Here is a 14946-nt window from a genome sequence, read left to right as displayed (position 1 = left end):
TAAGAGGCCGCAGGCCCTAAGAGGCGGCGGGCCCGGTCAGATGGCGCAGACCATGCGTCACATCGGCCCGCACCGCCAGCCGCAGCGCAGGTTCGTCCCCCGCGCGCAGCGCCGCCAGAATCATCCGGTGATGGCGCGGCGGTTCATTCCTTTTCACGCGCCCGTACAGCGCCCGCATCGTCGGCCCCAGCTGCAGCCAGATCGTCTCCAGCATGGCCAGCATCGCGGGCGCCTGCGCACGCAGATACAGCATCCGGTGGAAATCCAGATTACAGCGGATATAGCCGACCGCATCGTGACGCTCGACCGCATCGGCGATCTGCCCGTTCATCACCGTCAGCCGGTCGATCAGCGCGAAATGCGCGCGCGGCAGGGCGCGGGCCGCCAGCTCCGGCTCGATCAGGGCGCGCAGCGCGGCCAGCTCCTCGATCCGCTCATCCGACAGTTCCGGCGTCGCCACCCGGCCCGAACCTGACAGCGTCAGCGCCCCCTCGGCCACCAGCCGCCGCACCGCCTCGCGCGCGGGGGTCATCGACAAGTGATATTCCTGCGCGATCCCGCGCAGGGTCATCGCCTTGCCCGGCGGCACCTCGCCCAGCATGATCCGGGAACGCAGCCCCCGATAGAGGCGTTCATGGGCGGCAGGATCGGCGGGGCGCGAAGGTGTCACTGTCATGACGGCATGCTGTGATCACAAATGCGGGCCGCGTCAATCGCGGAATTGCCACAGCATCAGGCTGCCGCCATGGGCCTTCAGCCAGGCGCGTTGCGGCGCATGACCGGGCAGCAGCGCCTCGACCGTGGCCCAGAACCGGGGCGAGTGGTCCATATGCGCCAGATGCGCGACCTCGTGGGCCGCCACATAGTCCAGCACCTCGGGCGGGGCCATCGCCAGCCGCCACGAGAACATCAGCCGCCCGTCATGAGTGCAGCTGCCCCAGCGCGACCGCGTGTCGCGCAGCGCCATCGCCCGCCAACTGCGCCCCAGCGCCCCGGCATGGCGGTCGCAGGCCGCGCGCAGACGGGTCGCCGCCAGATGGCGCAACCATACCGCGACCACCGCACCCGCGGGCCGCCCCTCGGGGATCAGCAGCGCGCCGGGTGACATCTGCACCATGCGCACCGCCGCGGGCGTGACGCACAGCGCCTGCCCCTCGACCGGCAGCAGGGCGCCGGGCTGCACGGTCTGCACCTCGGGCCTGCGCGCCATCGCCTGCCGCAGCCAGTCGCTTCGGGCCTGCGCAAAGGCCATCCCCTCGGCCAGCGGCACCCGTGCAGGCAGCGTCAGCACCGCCGCACCCCCCTCGCGCGGGACGCGCAGGATCATCCGCCGCGCCCGGTCCGAGCGTCTGAGACGCACGGTCAGCCCCTCTTCGATGGTAAAGCTTCTCTCCACGCTCTTGCCTTGGTTGACATAGCCTGCCAGATAAAGTCTTTGACACCACTTTGCCACTGTGGCACGGGGTCGCCCGATTTCCCCTAATCGCGGCTGAAGGAGATGACCATGCCCAAAGAGGAATGGGGCACGAAACGCCTGTGCCCGTCCTGCGCCACGCGCTTTTACGATCTGCGCAATGATCCCATGACCTGCCCGGCCTGCGGGAACAGCTTTACGATGGAAAGCATGAACGATGGGCGCGGCAAGGCTCTGGTCGCTGAAAAGACCGCAGCGCGCGACGATGAAGATGTTGTCGATGACGAGGAAGACATCGTCGACGATGCCGCCGAACTCGACGATGATCTGCTGGAAGAAGACGATGACGACGGCGATGTGTCGCTTGACGACATCGCCGATGTCGCCAGCGACGACGAAGACTGACCGTCAAAGGGCCGCGCCACCAGCGCGGCCCTTTTCTTTTGCCCCCCTTTGCGCGCCCAGCCCTTTGCGCGCCCAGCCCTTTGCGCGCCCAGCCCTTTGCGCCCCCGGCCCTGTCATGCGCGCCCCGGCCTCTTCCCGATGCCATTGGGCAGGACCACCCCGATCTGTTGAAATCCATGCGCGCGGTGCGGTGTCCACCGCAGGCCCCTCACCGCCACACCGCCTGCCTTCCGGTGCTGTGTACAGCCGGTGTACGCGCGGTGCACAGCCGGTGTACATGCGGTGCCCCCCATCGCCGCGCCCGACATTCAGAATTTTCACCGACGGGCGTTTTTTCCACTTGCAGCACCCGACGGCTTTGCCTAGAACCCGCCTCACGCCGCCGGGAAGACTGGCAGCGCTGAAAAAGTGGCCCGTTCGTCTATCGGTTAGGACGCCAGGTTTTCAACCTGGAAAGAGGGGTTCGATTCCCCTACGGGCTGCCATTTTTCCTTTCTTTCAATGACTTGCGCGTGGCGATTTCCCGCTGCGTTCCTTGGAGCCTGGGCCATTTCCCCATGCCGAAAGCCCAAAACCCCCACAGAGCGGCAGGTTCCTGCTGAAAACGCCCACGGCCCCTTTCGCCGGGCGCCGGTTCGTGAAAAAGGGGAATCCAAGAAGAGCGGTGCGCCCCCGAGTCGCCATCCGCCACAGAGCAGGAGCAGAGTTTCGACGTGTCAGATCGGTACGCCCGGACGCGGCATGATCCCATGCCGGCAACCGTCGCCGCGTTTCAGGTGCGCGGTCGCTTTCTGACTGCGCTGGCGCTTCGCATCGACACCGAAATGGCCGGTGATCCGTTCTACGCCCAACTGGACGAACAACTGCGCAAGACGCCGCAGTTCTTTTCCGGCGCACCTGTGGTGCTGGATCTCGTCAATGCCCCCGCCTTTGCCGACCCCGAGCGCATGCGCGATCTGGTCGAGAACCTGCGCCAGCGCCAGCTGCGGGTCTTTGGCGTGCAGAACGCCCGCGGCATGGATGCAGCGGCGCTGCAAGCCCTCGGCCTGATCCCCGTCACCACGGGCCGCGATGCGCCCGTGCCCCGCGATCACGGCCCTGCACGCGCCGCCACCACAGCCGCCGCCAAGACCGCGCCACGCCCGGCGCAGAACAAGGTGATCCGCTCGCCCGTCCGTTCGGGCCAGATGGTTGTCGCCGAACATGGCGATCTGACCGTCATCGGCTCGGTCGCCTCGGGGGCAGAGCTGATCGCGGCAGGCAACATCCACGTCTATGGCCGCCTGCTGGGCCGTGCCATGGCGGGCTGCCACGGCGACGAGAACGCGCATATCTTCTGCCAGAGCCTGAACGCCGAACTGGTCGCCATCGCCGGACTTTACCAGACCAGCGAGACGATCGAGGACGCCGCCCGCCAACGCTGCACGCACATATACCTGGAGGATGAAAAACTTCGCATGGAGGTGATCGCATGACGACAGAACCCAAAAGCAATCCGCCCCTCGGGCGGGTCATCGTGATCACCTCGGGCAAGGGGGGCGTGGGCAAGACGACATCTTCCGCGGCGATCTCGGCGGGGCTGGCCAAGCAGGGCTTCAAGACGGTCGTGGTCGATTTCGACGTGGGCCTGCGCAATCTGGATATGACCATGGGCTGCGAGCGCCGGGTCGTCTTTGACTTCATCAACGTCATTCAGGGCGATGCGCGGCTGAAACAGGCGCTGATCAAGGACAAGCGGCTGGACACACTGTCGATCCTGCCGACCTCGCAGACCCGCGACAAGGACGCCCTGACCAAGGACGGCGTCGAAAAAGTGCTGGCCGAGCTGAAGGGCGAATTCGACTATATCGTCTGCGACAGCCCCGCGGGGATCGAACATGGCGCCCAGATGGCGATGTATTTCGCCGACGAGGCCGTGGTCGTCACCAACCCCGAAGTGTCGTCGGTGCGCGACAGCGACCGGGTGCTGGGCCTGCTGAGCAGCCAGACCAAGCGGGCCGAGACCGAAGGCGCCGAGCCGATCAAGGCGCAGGTTCTGATCACCCGCTATGATCAGGAGCGCGTCGACAAGGGCGAGATGATGACGGTCGATGACGTGCTGGAAATTCTGGCCGTGCCCCTGCTGGGGGTGGTTCCCGAAAGCAAGGCGATCCTCAAGGCCTCGAACGTCGGCACGCCCGTCACGCTGGACGGGCCGTCGGCTGCGGCGCAGGCCTATGAGGATGCCGTGTCGCGCCTGACCGGCACCCAGGTCGAGATGCGCATCGCCGGCGAGCGCCGTCCCGGCCTGTTCCAACGTCTGTTCGGGCGCGCGTCATGAACCTGTTCGGTTTTGCCCGCAAGAAGCACCCGCCCAAGACCGCGCAGACGGCAAAGGACCGGCTGCAGATCCTTCTGGCGCACGAGCGCAGCAGCAGCGGGTCCGCAGAAGCCGACTACCTGCCGATGCTGCAGCGCGACATCGTCGCGGCGATCCGCAAACATGTCCCGATCGGTGAGCAGGACGTGGAAGTCCGCATGGAGCGCGGCGATCAGATGTCGAGCCTTGAGATCAACATCGAACTGCCTGGCGCCCCTCCGTCGAAAGCGGGCTGATCAGACCCGAAACGCGCGCCCGTGCCCACGGGTGTGACGACCGGCGGCGGGGTGCCTGATCGCGGCCTCAAGCGATCCCGCCATGCCACCGCCCCGGTCCAGCGGGCCAACGCGCGGCGCCATGCCTTCGCTCCGCCGCGCGACCGGGCCGAGGCGGATGATCTGGTTCAGGACGCTCGGCTGCGCGGACACGAACAGAGCCGGGCCGAGCAACCGCAATAATCTGGCTGTGCTCAGGTGTCCGGTGTCACATCCTCAATGCTGCCCCGTTTCCAGACAGGCGTGCGCAAAACGGCTGCTTGCAGACCATGCATTGTCAATAAGACCATCATTTCCAGTGGATTTCTCATCAGGGAATGAATGATGCTTGCACCATACTGAACCATTCAGGATTGCAGGCATGACAGTCGCTCCTTTTGCCCATTCCGGCTCGCCCGATGATCACAGCGATTGGCAAACCCTTGCCGATCATTTGCGCGAAACGGCAGATCTGGCGGCGGGGCGCGGGGCGCGGATCGGACTGGAACATACCGCCCGCCTCGCCGGGGCCTGGCACGATTTCGGCAAGCACGATCCGGCGTTCCAGCGGCGCCTGCGCGGAGCGACCGACAGCGTGGATCATTCCACCGCCGGGGCGGTTCTGCTGCGCGACCGCGCCAAAGGGGCCGAGCATGTCGCGGCCCAGTTGCTGGCCTATGCGATCCTTGGCCATCACGCCGGGCTGCCCGATGCTGCGGGATCGGAGGCCAGCATGGCCCGTCGGCTGGACGGGTTTCGTGACCCCATCCCGCCCGATGTCACCGCAGCCGCACAGGTGGATCTGGCACCGCTGCTGCCCGAGATCATGGCCAAGCTGCGCCGGGACGGTCCGCCGGGGTTCGATCTGTCGGTTGCCGGGCGGATGGCCTTTTCCTGTCTGGTGGATGCCGATTTCCGCGACACCGAGGGCTTTTATGACCGGCTGGAGGGTCGCAGTCGCGATCGCGACTGGCCCGCCTTGCCCGATCTGCTGCCCGATCTGCGGGCGCGCTTTGACGCCCGCATGGCAGGCTTTACGGCCACCACCGACCTCAACCAGCTGCGCGCCGGGGTGCTGGGCCATATCCGCGCCAGGGCTGCACTTGCGCCCGGACTGTTCACCCTGACCGTGCCGACCGGCGGCGGCAAGACACTGGCAAGCCTTGGATTTGCGCTGGATCACGCGGCCCTGCACGGGCATCGGCGGATCATCTATGCCATCCCCTATACCTCGATCATCGACCAGACGGCGCAGGCCTTCCGCGAGTTGTTCGGCGATATCGTGCTGGAGCATCACTCGGCCATCGACACGCGCAAGACGGGTCAGGAGGGCCGCGAGAAGGCCGCTCTGGCGATGGAGGACTGGGCCGCGCCGCTGGTCGTCACCACCAATGTGCAGCTGTTCGAAAGCCTGTTCGCCGCCCGCCCCTCGCGCTGCCGAAAGCTGCACAACATCGCCGGATCGGTGATCGTGCTGGACGAGGCGCAAAGCCTGCCGCGCGACCTGCTGCTGCCGACATTGCGGATGATCGACACGCTGGCCGGGCTTTATGGCTGCAGCGTCGTGCTGTGCACCGCCACGCAGCCCGCCTTCGACAGCCGCCAGCTGACACAGGGCCTGCCGCTGGAGGGGCGCGAGCTGGCCCCCGATCCGGTGGCCTTGGCCCGCCGCCTGCGCCGCGCCCGGATCGTGCAGGGCGGCGCGATGGACGATGCCGCGCTGATCGGTGCCTTGCAGGGCACGCCGCAGGCCATGGTGATCGTGAACAGCCGCAAACACGCGCTGGAGCTGTTTCAGGCCGTGCAGGCCGAGGGGCTGGACGGGGCCGTGCATCTGACCACCCGGCACTACCCCGCGCATCGCCGCCGCATCCTGGCCGACATCCGCCAGCGGCTGCAGAACGGCGCGCCCTGCCGCCTGATCGCCACCAGCCTGATCGAGGCCGGTGTGGATGTGGACTTTCCAAAGGGCTGGCGGGCCGGGACCGGGCTGGACAGCATCGTGCAATCGGCGGGCCGGGTGAACCGCGAGGGCCGGCGCGCGCTAAAGGACAGCACCCTGACCGTGTTCGAGGCGCCGGGCCAGCCGGTGCCCGCGCCGCTGAAACCCCTGATCGCCGCCATGCGCAGCACCGCCGGACGCTTTGAGGATCTGTTGTCCCCCGAGGCGATCCGCGACTGGTTCGAACAGGTCTACTGGACCCGCGGCCCCGAACGGATGGGTCAGCAGATGGTCGATGCGTTCGTTTTCGGCGCTGGCGGCACCGATTTCCCGTATCGCACGACCGCCGCAGACTATCGCATGATCGACAGCATCATGGTGCCGGTGATCATCGCCATCGACCCCGTCGCGGCGGCCGAAGTCGCCCGTCTCGGGCTGGAAAACCTGCATTCCGGCCCCATCGCCCGCGCCTTGCAGCCCTATACCGTGCAGGTGCCCGAACGGGCGCGCGCCCTGCTGGTTCAGAACGGCCATGCCCGGTTCCACGCCCCTCATCTGCGCGGCGATCAGTTCTGTGTGCTGAAGACCGAGTCGCTCTATCACGAGGACAGCGGGTTGCGGTGGGAGGATGCGGAGTATCTGGGGGATGGGGTCTGGTGAGTTATAAATTCATCTCCTAGGAAGGAGTTGACTCGCAGTCGTGAGCGACCTATCTTTCCATGGTGAGAAAGAAGAGGCAGACCATGCACATCCCCCCGCCCAAGTTCCCACGCTGGATGGAGTTGACGATGGAGCTATCAGTGCTCGCCTTGCGCTTGATACTGAGGCTGCTGCCTTAAACTTCGCTCGGCCCGACGGGAAAGCTATTTTCCTCAACTGGTCGCCCCCCTGCACGGTGGGCGTGGATAGAAACCTAGGTGATGATTTTACAGCAAAGATGGTGCCCGCCGTCATAGCGGGCACCACATGCCACCACACAAAACATCTTTGGCAAGAATCAGCTTGATCGACACTCGCCGCGCGATAGGCTGAAAAAAGTTTCGAGGAATAACATGGCATTTGGCATTCGTCTGCACGTCTGGGGCCAGCATGGCCTGTTCACCCGCCCCGAGCTGAAGGTCGAACGCCACAGCTATGATGTGATGACCCCCTCGGCCGCGCGCGGCATCCTTGAGGCGATCCACTGGAAGCCTGCGATCACCTGGGTGATCGACCGCATCCATGTGCTGGAGCCCATCCGCTTTCAGTCAATCCGCCGCAATGAGGTGGGGCACAAGGCCCCGGCGGGCACCCTCAAGCGGGCGATGAACCGGGGCGATCTGGAAGGCGTGCAACTGCTGGTCGATGAGGACCGCCAGCAGCGCGCCTCGACCGTGCTGGTCGCACCTGCTTACGTGATCGAGGCGCATTTCGTGCTGACCGCACGGGCCGAGGCAGGTGAGACCGAGGGCAAGCATCTGGACATTTTCAACCGTCGCGCGGCCAGGGGTCAGTGCTTTCACCAGCCCTGTCTGGGCACCCGCGAATTCGCCGCACATTTCGCGCTGATCCCCCCCGACGCCGCCCTGCCCGCCCGCAACCCCAAGGCGGAAACCTCTGACCTTGGCTTTGGCACCCCGCGCGATCTGGGGTTCATGCTGTGGGACATCGACCACGCCGCCCCCGGCCGCCCGTCGCTGCTGTTCCGCGCCAGCCTGCGCGATGGCGTGATGGAGGTGCCGCAGCCGGGCAGCGCGGAGGTGAAACGATGAGCCTGCTCGCCGCCCTCACCCGCGCCTATGACCGCCTGCCCGACGCCCCGCCCTATGGGTTCTCCACCGAGAAGATCGGGTTTTGCGTGGTGCTGAACCCGGATGGTTCTGTGGCCGAGGTCATCGACCTGCGCGGTGATGACAAGAAGCGCAGCCCGAAGTTGATGTTGGTGCCGCAGGCGGTCAAGCGCACCGCCGGGATCGCGCCGAATTTCCTGTGGGACAAATCGGCCTATGTGCTTGGTGTGACCGCAGCAGAGGGCAAGCGCACCGCCGAGGAACATGCGAAGTTCCGCGACAAGCATCTGGAATGGCTGGACGGCACCACCGATGCCGGGCTGATGGCCTTGCGCCACTTTCTGGAAAGCTGGGAGCCCGCCTCGTTTGGCGCGCCCCTGTGGGATGAAGACGCCCGCGACCAGAACATCGTTTTCCGCCTGAGCGGAGAATTCGCGTTCCTGCACGACCGCCCCGCCGCCCGCGCGCTGTGGGGTCAGATCGGGGCGGCATCCGCCTCTGACCCGCAGATCTGCCTTGTGACCGGAACCTCCGGCCCGGTGGCCCGGCTGCACCCGTCGATCAAAGGCGTCTGGGGCGCACAATCCTCAGGCGCCAGCCTGATCTCGTTCAATCTCGATGCCTTTACCTCCTACGGCCATGATCAAGGCGACAACGCCCCGGTCTCCGAGGCCACAGCCTTTGCCTATACCACCGCGCTGAACCGCTTTCTGGCCGACAAGGCGCACCGCATCCAGATCGGCGATGCCTCGACGGTGTTCTGGGCGGATGCGGACCCGGAGGCGGCGGAACTGGCCGAGAGCATCTTCAGCGCCTTTTTCGACCCCGCAGCCGACGACCGTCTGGCAACCGCCAAGGTCGGCGACAAGCTGGAGGCGATCCGCACCGGATCCCGCCTTGCAGAGGTCCTGCCCAGCCTGTCGCAGGGTGTGCGCTTTTATGTGCTGGGGCTGGCGCCCAATGCCGCACGTCTTTCGGTCAGGTTCTACTGGACCGGCGATTTCGGCACACTGACCGAAAATTATCAAAGATATCTCAGCGATACGGACGTGCTGCCGCCGCCCCGCAATGGCTGGCCGCCGTTGTGGCGCTATCTGATCGAACTGGCCGTGCAGGGCAAACGTGAAAATGTGCCGCCCCTGATCGCGGGCGACTGGATGCGCGCGATCCTGACCGGGGGGGCCTATCCGCTGACACTTTTGTCCACCACGCTGATGCGCATCCGCGCGGATGGCGAGGTCAACGCGCTGCGCGCAGGCATTCTGAAATCCGTTCTTATCCGCAATTTCAACTCAAAGGAGGCGCCCGTGGCGCTCGATCCCGCCAACACCAACAAGGGCTATATGCTCGGGCGGCTGTTCGCCGTCTATGAAGAGGTGCAGCGCGCCGCCTTGGGCGGCAACGTGAATGCCACCATCAAGGACAAGTTCTATGGCGCCGCCTCGGCCACGCCACAGAAGGTTTACCGCACGTTGGATGCGGGATCGCAGAACCATTTTTCCAAGCTGCGCAAGCTGTCGCCCGGACGGGCGGTCAATCTGGAAAAGCTGCTGACCTCGATCACCGATCTGATGGAGCCCGGCAACGATCCGATCCCTGCGTCCTTGAGCTCTGCCGAACAGGCCCTGTTCGGGCTTGGCTATTACCACCAGCGCAGCGACTTTTTCCGCAAGCATGACGACAAAAGCCCCGAGGTGACCGCATGACCACGCTTTCCCGCCGCCACGATTTCGTGCTGGTTTTCGACGTCACCAATGGCAATCCCAACGGCGACCCAGATGCGGGCAACCTGCCGCGCCTTGACCCGGAAACCAACCACGGTCTGGTCACCGATGTCAGCCTGAAACGGAAAATCCGTAACTATGTCGATCTGGCCCGCACCGGCGAGGCGGGGCATCACATTTATGTTCAGGAAGGCTCGATCCTGAATGAAAAACACCGCCAGGCCTATATCGCCCTGCGCGGCGAAAGCACCGGCAAGAAAGAGGCCAAGCTGAACCCCAAGGATGATGCCGAGGCGACGGCGCTGCGCGACTGGATGTGCCGGAACTTCTTCGACGTGCGCACCTTTGGGGCTGTCATGTCCACCGGCATCAATTGCGGTCAGGTCAAGGGCCCGGTGCAGATCACCTTTGCAAACTCGGTCGAGCCGGTGCTGCCGGTCGAGATCTCGATCACCCGGATGGCCGCCACCAACGAGGCCGAGCAGAAAAAGCGCGCCGAAGGGGCGGAGGACACCGACACCCGCACCGACAACCGGACCATGGGGCGCAAGCATATCGTGCCCTATGGCCTGTATGTCGCCCATGGCTTCATCTCGGCCAAATTCGCCGAACGCACCGGCTTTTCCGAGGCCGATCTGGATCTGCTGTTCGAGGCGCTGGCCAGCATGTTCGAACATGACCGTTCCGCCGCGCGGGGCGAGATGACCACGCGCAAGCTGATCGTCTTTCGTCACGACAATGCCCTTGGCAATGCCCCCGCGCATGTGCTGTTCGACCGGGTCAAAATCGGTCGCAATGTCGATGGCGAGTTTCGCGCCGTCGACGACCGGGGCCTTGGCAACCTTCGTCCGGCCCGGCGGTTCAGCGATTACATGATCGACATCGACCGCACGGATCTGCCTGCGGGCGTCGACATCCTGGAACTGCTCTGACCATGCCCGCCCTGCCCGCCGAGACGGAACCGATCCCGCTCTCGGCGGTGCAGCATGCGGTCTATTGCCTGCGGCAGGCGGCGCTGATCCATCTGGAGCGGCTCTGGGCCGAGAACCGCTTTACCGCCGAGGGGGACGTTCTGCACGCGGTGGCCGACAAGGGGGGCAGCCGCAAGGGGCGTGGGGTGCGGCGGGTGTTGTCGCTGCCGCTGGCCTCGGCCCGGCTGAACCTGACCGGCATCGCCGATCTGGTCGAGTTTCAGGGCGATGTGCCGTTTCCGGTCGAATACAAGCGCGGCAAGCCCAAGCTGCACCGCGCCGACGAGGTGCAGCTATGTGCGCAGGCGCTGTGTCTGGAAGAGATGACCGGCCAGCCCGTCGCCATGGGCGCGCTGTTCTATGCCCAGACCAAGCGCCGGGTGACCGTGCCGTTCGACGCGGATCTGCGCGCGCTGACCGAAGCCACCGTCGCCGATCTTGCCGCCGTGCTGGCCAGCCGCCAGACCCCAAAGCCCACCCCGCATCGCGCGCGCTGCCGCGCCTGTTCCCTGCTGGAATTGTGCCGCCCCGATACCTTTGCCCGGCCGGTGCGGCAATGGCGCGACCGGATGCTGGCCAAGGCCTTGGAGGCGCCATGAAAAAGCTGCTGAACACGGTCTATGTCACCACCGAAGGCGCCGCGCTGAAGAAGGACGGCGAAACCCTGGTGGCCGAGGTCGAGGGCGTGGCGAAGGCTCAGGTGCCGCTGCACATGCTGGCCTCGGTGGTGGCCTTCGGGCCGATCCTGATCTCGCCCGCGCTGATCGGCATCTGCGCCGAACGTGGCATCACCATCGCCCTTCTGGACCGGATCGGCCGCTTTCAGGCCCGGATCGAGGGCCCGGTCTCGGGCAATGTCCTGCTGCGCCGCGCGCAATACCGGCTGGCCGACAGCGCCGAGGACATCGTCCGCTCGATCGTCATCGGCAAGGTTGCCAACCAGCGCGCCGTGATCCGCCGCAGCCTGCGCGATTACGGCTCGGACATGGACCCTGCGGCGCGGGCCGCGCTGGAGGCTGCAAGCGATCGCATGGCGATGATCCTGCGCCGGGTCCAGCTGTCGGACCGCTCTGTCGACGAGATGCGCGGGTCCGAAGGTGAGGCCGCAAACCTCTATTTCGCAGGCTTCGACCATCTCATCCGCTCGCCGGATGCCGAGCTGCGCTGGACCGGGCGCTCGCGCCGCCCGCCGCTGGATGCGATGAACGCGCTCTTGTCCTTCCTCTACACCCTGCTGACCCATGACTGCCGCTCTGCCTGCGAGGCGGTGGGGCTGGACCCTGCGGTGGGCTTCCTGCATCGCGACCGCCCCGGCCGCCCCAGTCTGGCGCTGGATCTGATGGAGGAACTGCGCGCGCCGCTGGCGGACCGTCTTGCCTTGTCGCTGGTCAACCGCCGCCAGCTGCGCGCCGGCGATTTCCGCCAGATGGAGGGCGGCGCCGTGCTGCTGACCGATGATGCCCGCAAACTGGTCCTGACCGCCTGGCAAGAGCGCAAGAAAGAGGAACGCCTGCACCCGTTTCTGGCCGAAAAGGCCCCCTTCGGCCTTGTCCCCTATCTTCAGGCGCAGATGCTGGCCCGCCATCTGCGCGGCGACATCGACGCCTATCCCCCGTGGTTCTGGAGCTGAGATGCTGGTTCTGGTCACCTATGATGTCAGCACATTGGAGGAGGGCGGCAAAAAGCGCTTGCGCCAGGTCGCCCGCGCCTGCGAGGATTTCGGCCAGCGTGTGCAGTTCTCGGTCTTCGAGATCGAGGTGGATCCGGCGCAATGGACCAGGCTGAAGGCGCGGCTGGAAGGGATCATCAAGCCATCCCATGACAGCTTGCGGTATTATTATCTGGGCGCGAACTGGACGCGCAAGATCGAACATGTCGGTGCAAAACCGGCAACCGACCTGAACGGCCCGCTCATTATCTGACACCCGCCCGCCCGATTTGCGCGAACCCCAAGCGTGCTGGAATACGGCCAAGGTTCGCATATCTCACAGCTCTTTGAAATCGTTAAACAAGCGCAGTCGCTGCAGCGTCACGGACTGCCGAGGGCTGATAATTTTGGCACATCCGCAGACCGACGCGGATTTATGCATGTCTCAAAACATCTTATACTCCCCGGAGTCGCCCCCTTCACGGGGGCGTGGATCGAAACAATTGGCTCTATGACTGGTTGCGCGCCGGGCGAGGTCGCCCCCTTCACGGGGGCGTGGATCGAAACAGGCTCATGCGTCGGGCCACCAAACAGGCTCTTGTCGCCCCCTTCACGGGGGCGTGGATCGAAACGGCTTACACCTCAGCCACCCAGGTAACGCTGGACGTCGCCCCCTTCACGGGGGCGTGGATCGAAACAACGAGAGACGTGGGGGCGCAGACAATGGCCGCTGGTCGCCCCCTTCACGGGGGCGTGGATCGAAACGACTGCCCAACGCCGATCACTGCATCTATGACCCGTCGCCCCCTTCACGGGGGCGTGGATCGAAACCGCTGATCACCAGCGGCATCAGTTTTTCCTACATGTCGCCCCCTTCACGGGGGCGTGGATCGAAACAACCAAATGCAGCAGCGCGGGGTTGTGATCGCGCGTCGCCCCCTTCACGGGGGCGTGGATCGAAACCGCGTCATGGTCGGCAGTCGTGCGGGGGTCGGACCGTCGCCCCCTTCACGGGGGCGTGGATCGAAACGCCACGGGCGTTGGTATCGGCTGGAACGCAGGCATGTCGCCCCCTTCACGGGGGCGTGGATCGAAACCACTTCTATCCATGGTGGGACGCCCCTGAATACACGTCGCCCCCTTCACGGGGGCGTGGATCGAAACCAGATCGCATAGCGGTCGCACTCATTGGCCCCGCGTCGCCCCCTTCACGGGGGCGTGGATCGAAACTTGTCGCCCCCAAGAAAGACGGCACCCCGTCGAAGTCGCCCCCTTCACGGGGGCGTGGATCGAAACTCTGGAAGCGTCTCTTCGGGCAGTGCCAGACGGAGTCGCCCCCTTCACGGGGGCGTGGATCGAAACAGGTGCTGGATGATTTTGTGCAGCGCCTCAAGCCGTCGCCCCCTTCACGGGGGCGTGGATCGAAACATCCCCGTGGACCCGCGTGGCTGGAACGCTGGCATGTCGCCCCCTTCACGGGGGCGTGGATCGAAACAGCGCGTCAGGTCGGTGATGCCTGACCCACAAATGTCGCCCCCTTCACGGGGGCGTGGATCGAAACATGAACCGCCCGTCATCGTTATAGATCAATCCGAGTCGCCCCCTTCACGGGGGCGTGGATCGAAACTCACCCACGGCATAGACGCCGCGCGCCGACATCGTCGCCCCCTTCACGGGGGCGTGGATCGAAACAACAAGAGCCTGACCAAACACAGTATTGCCGACAGTCGCCCCCTTCACGGGGGCGTGGATCGAAACATCGTATTAGCGCTATTTGCGGACCTGCGATCAGGTCGCCCCCTTCACGGGGGCGTGGATCGAAACGTCAGTGGTTCCCCGTGAACATTGGTGAACTCTAGTCGCCCCCTTCACGGGGGCGTGGATCGAAACCGTCCGGTCGGTGACCTCTCCTGCGGCTTCTCCGTCGCCCCCTTCACGGGGGCGTGGATCGAAACCCGACCGACAAGAGGGGAAGGAAGGAACCCCGTGGTCGCCCCCTTCACGGGGGCGTGGATCGAAACACTGCCGGGGCAGTCGCGGCGCGCACCATGACGGGTCGCCCCCTTCACGGGGGCGTGGATCGAAACTTTGGGATGCTGTGCATCAATTGGGGGACACGCGTCGCCCCCTTCACGGGGGCGTGGATCGAAACGCTAAATTGCGTGAGCAATATACCGGCATGGATGGTCGCCCCCTTCACGGGGGCGTGGATCGAAACCCGTGGTGTTGATACCGTTTTCAACACGCCTCCGTCGCCCCCTTCACGGGGGCGTGGATCGAAACACGGAAGCCCTGAACAATGCCCTGGTCGTGTCGGGGTCGCCCCCTTCACGGGGGCGTGGCCTGAGCTGCCGCCGGTTTCGTGGACAGCGGGTTCAGCTAGCATAGCGCGGGTCTCGAACTCCATGGGGCTGAGATAGCCCAGTTTCGAATGCCGTCTACGCGGGTTGTAGAAGCGCT

General features: G+C 65.4%; 13 protein-coding genes, 1 tRNA gene and 1 CRISPR repeat array. Of the genes, 12 read left to right on the top strand and 2 right to left on the bottom strand.

The annotated features are described in order from the left end of the window. Positions 1-16: 16 nt before the first annotated feature. Both ACK41U_RS11335 and ACK41U_RS11330 read right to left on the bottom strand, forming a co-directional pair. Positions 17-676 carry a GntR family transcriptional regulator gene (locus ACK41U_RS11335; RefSeq protein ID WP_409679948.1) on the bottom strand — a complete coding sequence of 220 codons (660 nt, stop codon included), beginning with the start codon at positions 674-676 and terminating at the stop codon, positions 17-19. Between the two features lie 33 nt (positions 677-709). After that, positions 710-1396, bottom strand: a complete 687-nt coding sequence (locus tag ACK41U_RS11330; protein ID WP_409679945.1) for a M48 family metallopeptidase — start codon at positions 1394-1396, stop codon at positions 710-712. 108 nt (positions 1397-1504) lie between these two features. Here ACK41U_RS11330 and ACK41U_RS11325 point away from each other — a divergent pair, with 108 nt between their 5' ends. The 12 genes from ACK41U_RS11325 (at position 1505) to cas2 (ending at position 12760) form a co-directional block, all read left to right on the top strand. After that, positions 1505-1819 carry a TIGR02300 family protein gene (locus ACK41U_RS11325; protein WP_409679942.1) on the top strand — a complete coding sequence of 105 codons (315 nt, stop codon included), beginning with the start codon at positions 1505-1507 and terminating at the stop codon, positions 1817-1819. A gap of 410 nt (positions 1820-2229) precedes the next feature. After that, positions 2230-2304 (top strand) — tRNA-Glu (locus tag ACK41U_RS11320). A 264-nt stretch (positions 2305-2568) separates the two neighbouring features. Next, entirely contained in the window at positions 2569-3294 is a 726-nt protein-coding gene (gene minC / locus ACK41U_RS11315) for a septum site-determining protein MinC (RefSeq protein ID WP_409679939.1), read from the top strand. Continuing rightward, positions 3291-4139: a septum site-determining protein MinD gene (gene minD / locus ACK41U_RS11310; RefSeq protein ID WP_409679936.1), complete on the top strand. Its 849-nt coding sequence runs from the start codon at positions 3291-3293 to the stop codon at positions 4137-4139. The genes minC and minD overlap by 4 nt, the downstream gene beginning before the upstream one ends. Beyond that, positions 4136-4414, top strand: coding sequence for a cell division topological specificity factor MinE (gene minE / locus ACK41U_RS11305; RefSeq protein ID WP_409679933.1), 279 nt, complete (start codon positions 4136-4138; stop codon positions 4412-4414). The genes minD and minE overlap by 4 nt, the downstream gene beginning before the upstream one ends. Positions 4415-4814: 400 nt before the next feature. Continuing rightward, the gene (locus tag ACK41U_RS11300) at positions 4815-7034 is read left to right on the top strand and encodes a CRISPR-associated endonuclease Cas3'' (protein ID WP_409679930.1); all 2220 of its coding nucleotides are present in this window, start codon (positions 4815-4817) and stop codon (positions 7032-7034) included. A gap of 392 nt (positions 7035-7426) precedes the next feature. Then, a complete protein-coding gene (gene cas5c, locus ACK41U_RS11295; RefSeq protein ID WP_409679927.1) occupies positions 7427-8125 on the top strand; it encodes a type I-C CRISPR-associated protein Cas5c in 699 nt (232 codons plus the stop codon). Continuing rightward, on the top strand, positions 8122-9849 hold the full coding sequence (gene cas8c / locus ACK41U_RS11290) for a type I-C CRISPR-associated protein Cas8c/Csd1 (RefSeq protein WP_409679924.1): 1728 nt from the start codon (positions 8122-8124) through the stop codon (positions 9847-9849). The genes cas5c and cas8c overlap by 4 nt, the downstream gene beginning before the upstream one ends. Continuing rightward, positions 9846-10799, top strand: coding sequence for a type I-C CRISPR-associated protein Cas7/Csd2 (cas7c, locus tag ACK41U_RS11285; RefSeq protein WP_409679921.1), 954 nt, complete (start codon positions 9846-9848; stop codon positions 10797-10799). Before cas8c ends, cas7c begins: the two co-directional genes overlap by 4 nt. Positions 10800-10801: 2 nt before the next feature. Further along, the gene (gene cas4, locus ACK41U_RS11280; RefSeq protein ID WP_409679918.1) at positions 10802-11437 is read left to right on the top strand and encodes a CRISPR-associated protein Cas4; all 636 of its coding nucleotides are present in this window, start codon (positions 10802-10804) and stop codon (positions 11435-11437) included. Next, positions 11434-12468: a type I-C CRISPR-associated endonuclease Cas1c gene (gene cas1c / locus ACK41U_RS11275; protein WP_409679915.1), complete on the top strand. Its 1035-nt coding sequence runs from the start codon at positions 11434-11436 to the stop codon at positions 12466-12468. Before cas4 ends, cas1c begins: the two co-directional genes overlap by 4 nt. Before the next feature lies 1 nt (position 12469). Beyond that, positions 12470-12760, top strand: coding sequence for a CRISPR-associated endonuclease Cas2 (gene cas2 / locus ACK41U_RS11270; RefSeq protein WP_409679912.1), 291 nt, complete (start codon positions 12470-12472; stop codon positions 12758-12760). Positions 12761-12955: 195 nt separating this feature from the next. Next, a CRISPR array of direct repeats spans positions 12956-14836; the repeat unit is 32 nt; unit sequence GTCGCCCCCTTCACGGGGGCGTGGATCGAAAC. Positions 14837-14946: the final 110 nt, after the last annotated feature.

The organism is Paracoccus sp. (in: a-proteobacteria) (assembly GCF_046289755.1).
In the GTDB taxonomy this organism is placed as follows: domain Bacteria; phylum Pseudomonadota; class Alphaproteobacteria; order Rhodobacterales; family Rhodobacteraceae; genus Paracoccus.
Note: the sequence above shows the minus strand (reverse complement) of the source record. Positions and strands in the feature narration are given on the sequence as shown.

What these genes read in the sequence shown, in the direction of transcription:
- ACK41U_RS11335 (WP_409679948.1), bottom strand. Translation starts at nt 676, where the DNA reads ATGACAGTGACACCTTCGCGCCCCGCCGATCCTGCCGCCCATGAACGC.
- ACK41U_RS11325 (WP_409679942.1), top strand. Translation starts at nt 1,505, where the DNA reads ATGCCCAAAGAGGAATGGGGCACGAAACGCCTGTGCCCGTCCTGCGCC.
- minC (WP_409679939.1), top strand. Translation starts at nt 2,569, where the DNA reads ATGCCGGCAACCGTCGCCGCGTTTCAGGTGCGCGGTCGCTTTCTGACT.
- minD (WP_409679936.1), top strand. Translation starts at nt 3,291, where the DNA reads ATGACGACAGAACCCAAAAGCAATCCGCCCCTCGGGCGGGTCATCGTG.
- minE (WP_409679933.1), top strand. Translation starts at nt 4,136, where the DNA reads ATGAACCTGTTCGGTTTTGCCCGCAAGAAGCACCCGCCCAAGACCGCG.
- ACK41U_RS11300 (WP_409679930.1), top strand. Translation starts at nt 4,815, where the DNA reads ATGACAGTCGCTCCTTTTGCCCATTCCGGCTCGCCCGATGATCACAGC.
- cas5c (WP_409679927.1), top strand. Translation starts at nt 7,427, where the DNA reads ATGGCATTTGGCATTCGTCTGCACGTCTGGGGCCAGCATGGCCTGTTC.
- cas8c (WP_409679924.1), top strand. Translation starts at nt 8,122, where the DNA reads ATGAGCCTGCTCGCCGCCCTCACCCGCGCCTATGACCGCCTGCCCGAC.
- cas7c (WP_409679921.1), top strand. Translation starts at nt 9,846, where the DNA reads ATGACCACGCTTTCCCGCCGCCACGATTTCGTGCTGGTTTTCGACGTC.
- cas4 (WP_409679918.1), top strand. Translation starts at nt 10,802, where the DNA reads ATGCCCGCCCTGCCCGCCGAGACGGAACCGATCCCGCTCTCGGCGGTG.
- cas1c (WP_409679915.1), top strand. Translation starts at nt 11,434, where the DNA reads ATGAAAAAGCTGCTGAACACGGTCTATGTCACCACCGAAGGCGCCGCG.
- cas2 (WP_409679912.1), top strand. Translation starts at nt 12,470, where the DNA reads ATGCTGGTTCTGGTCACCTATGATGTCAGCACATTGGAGGAGGGCGGC.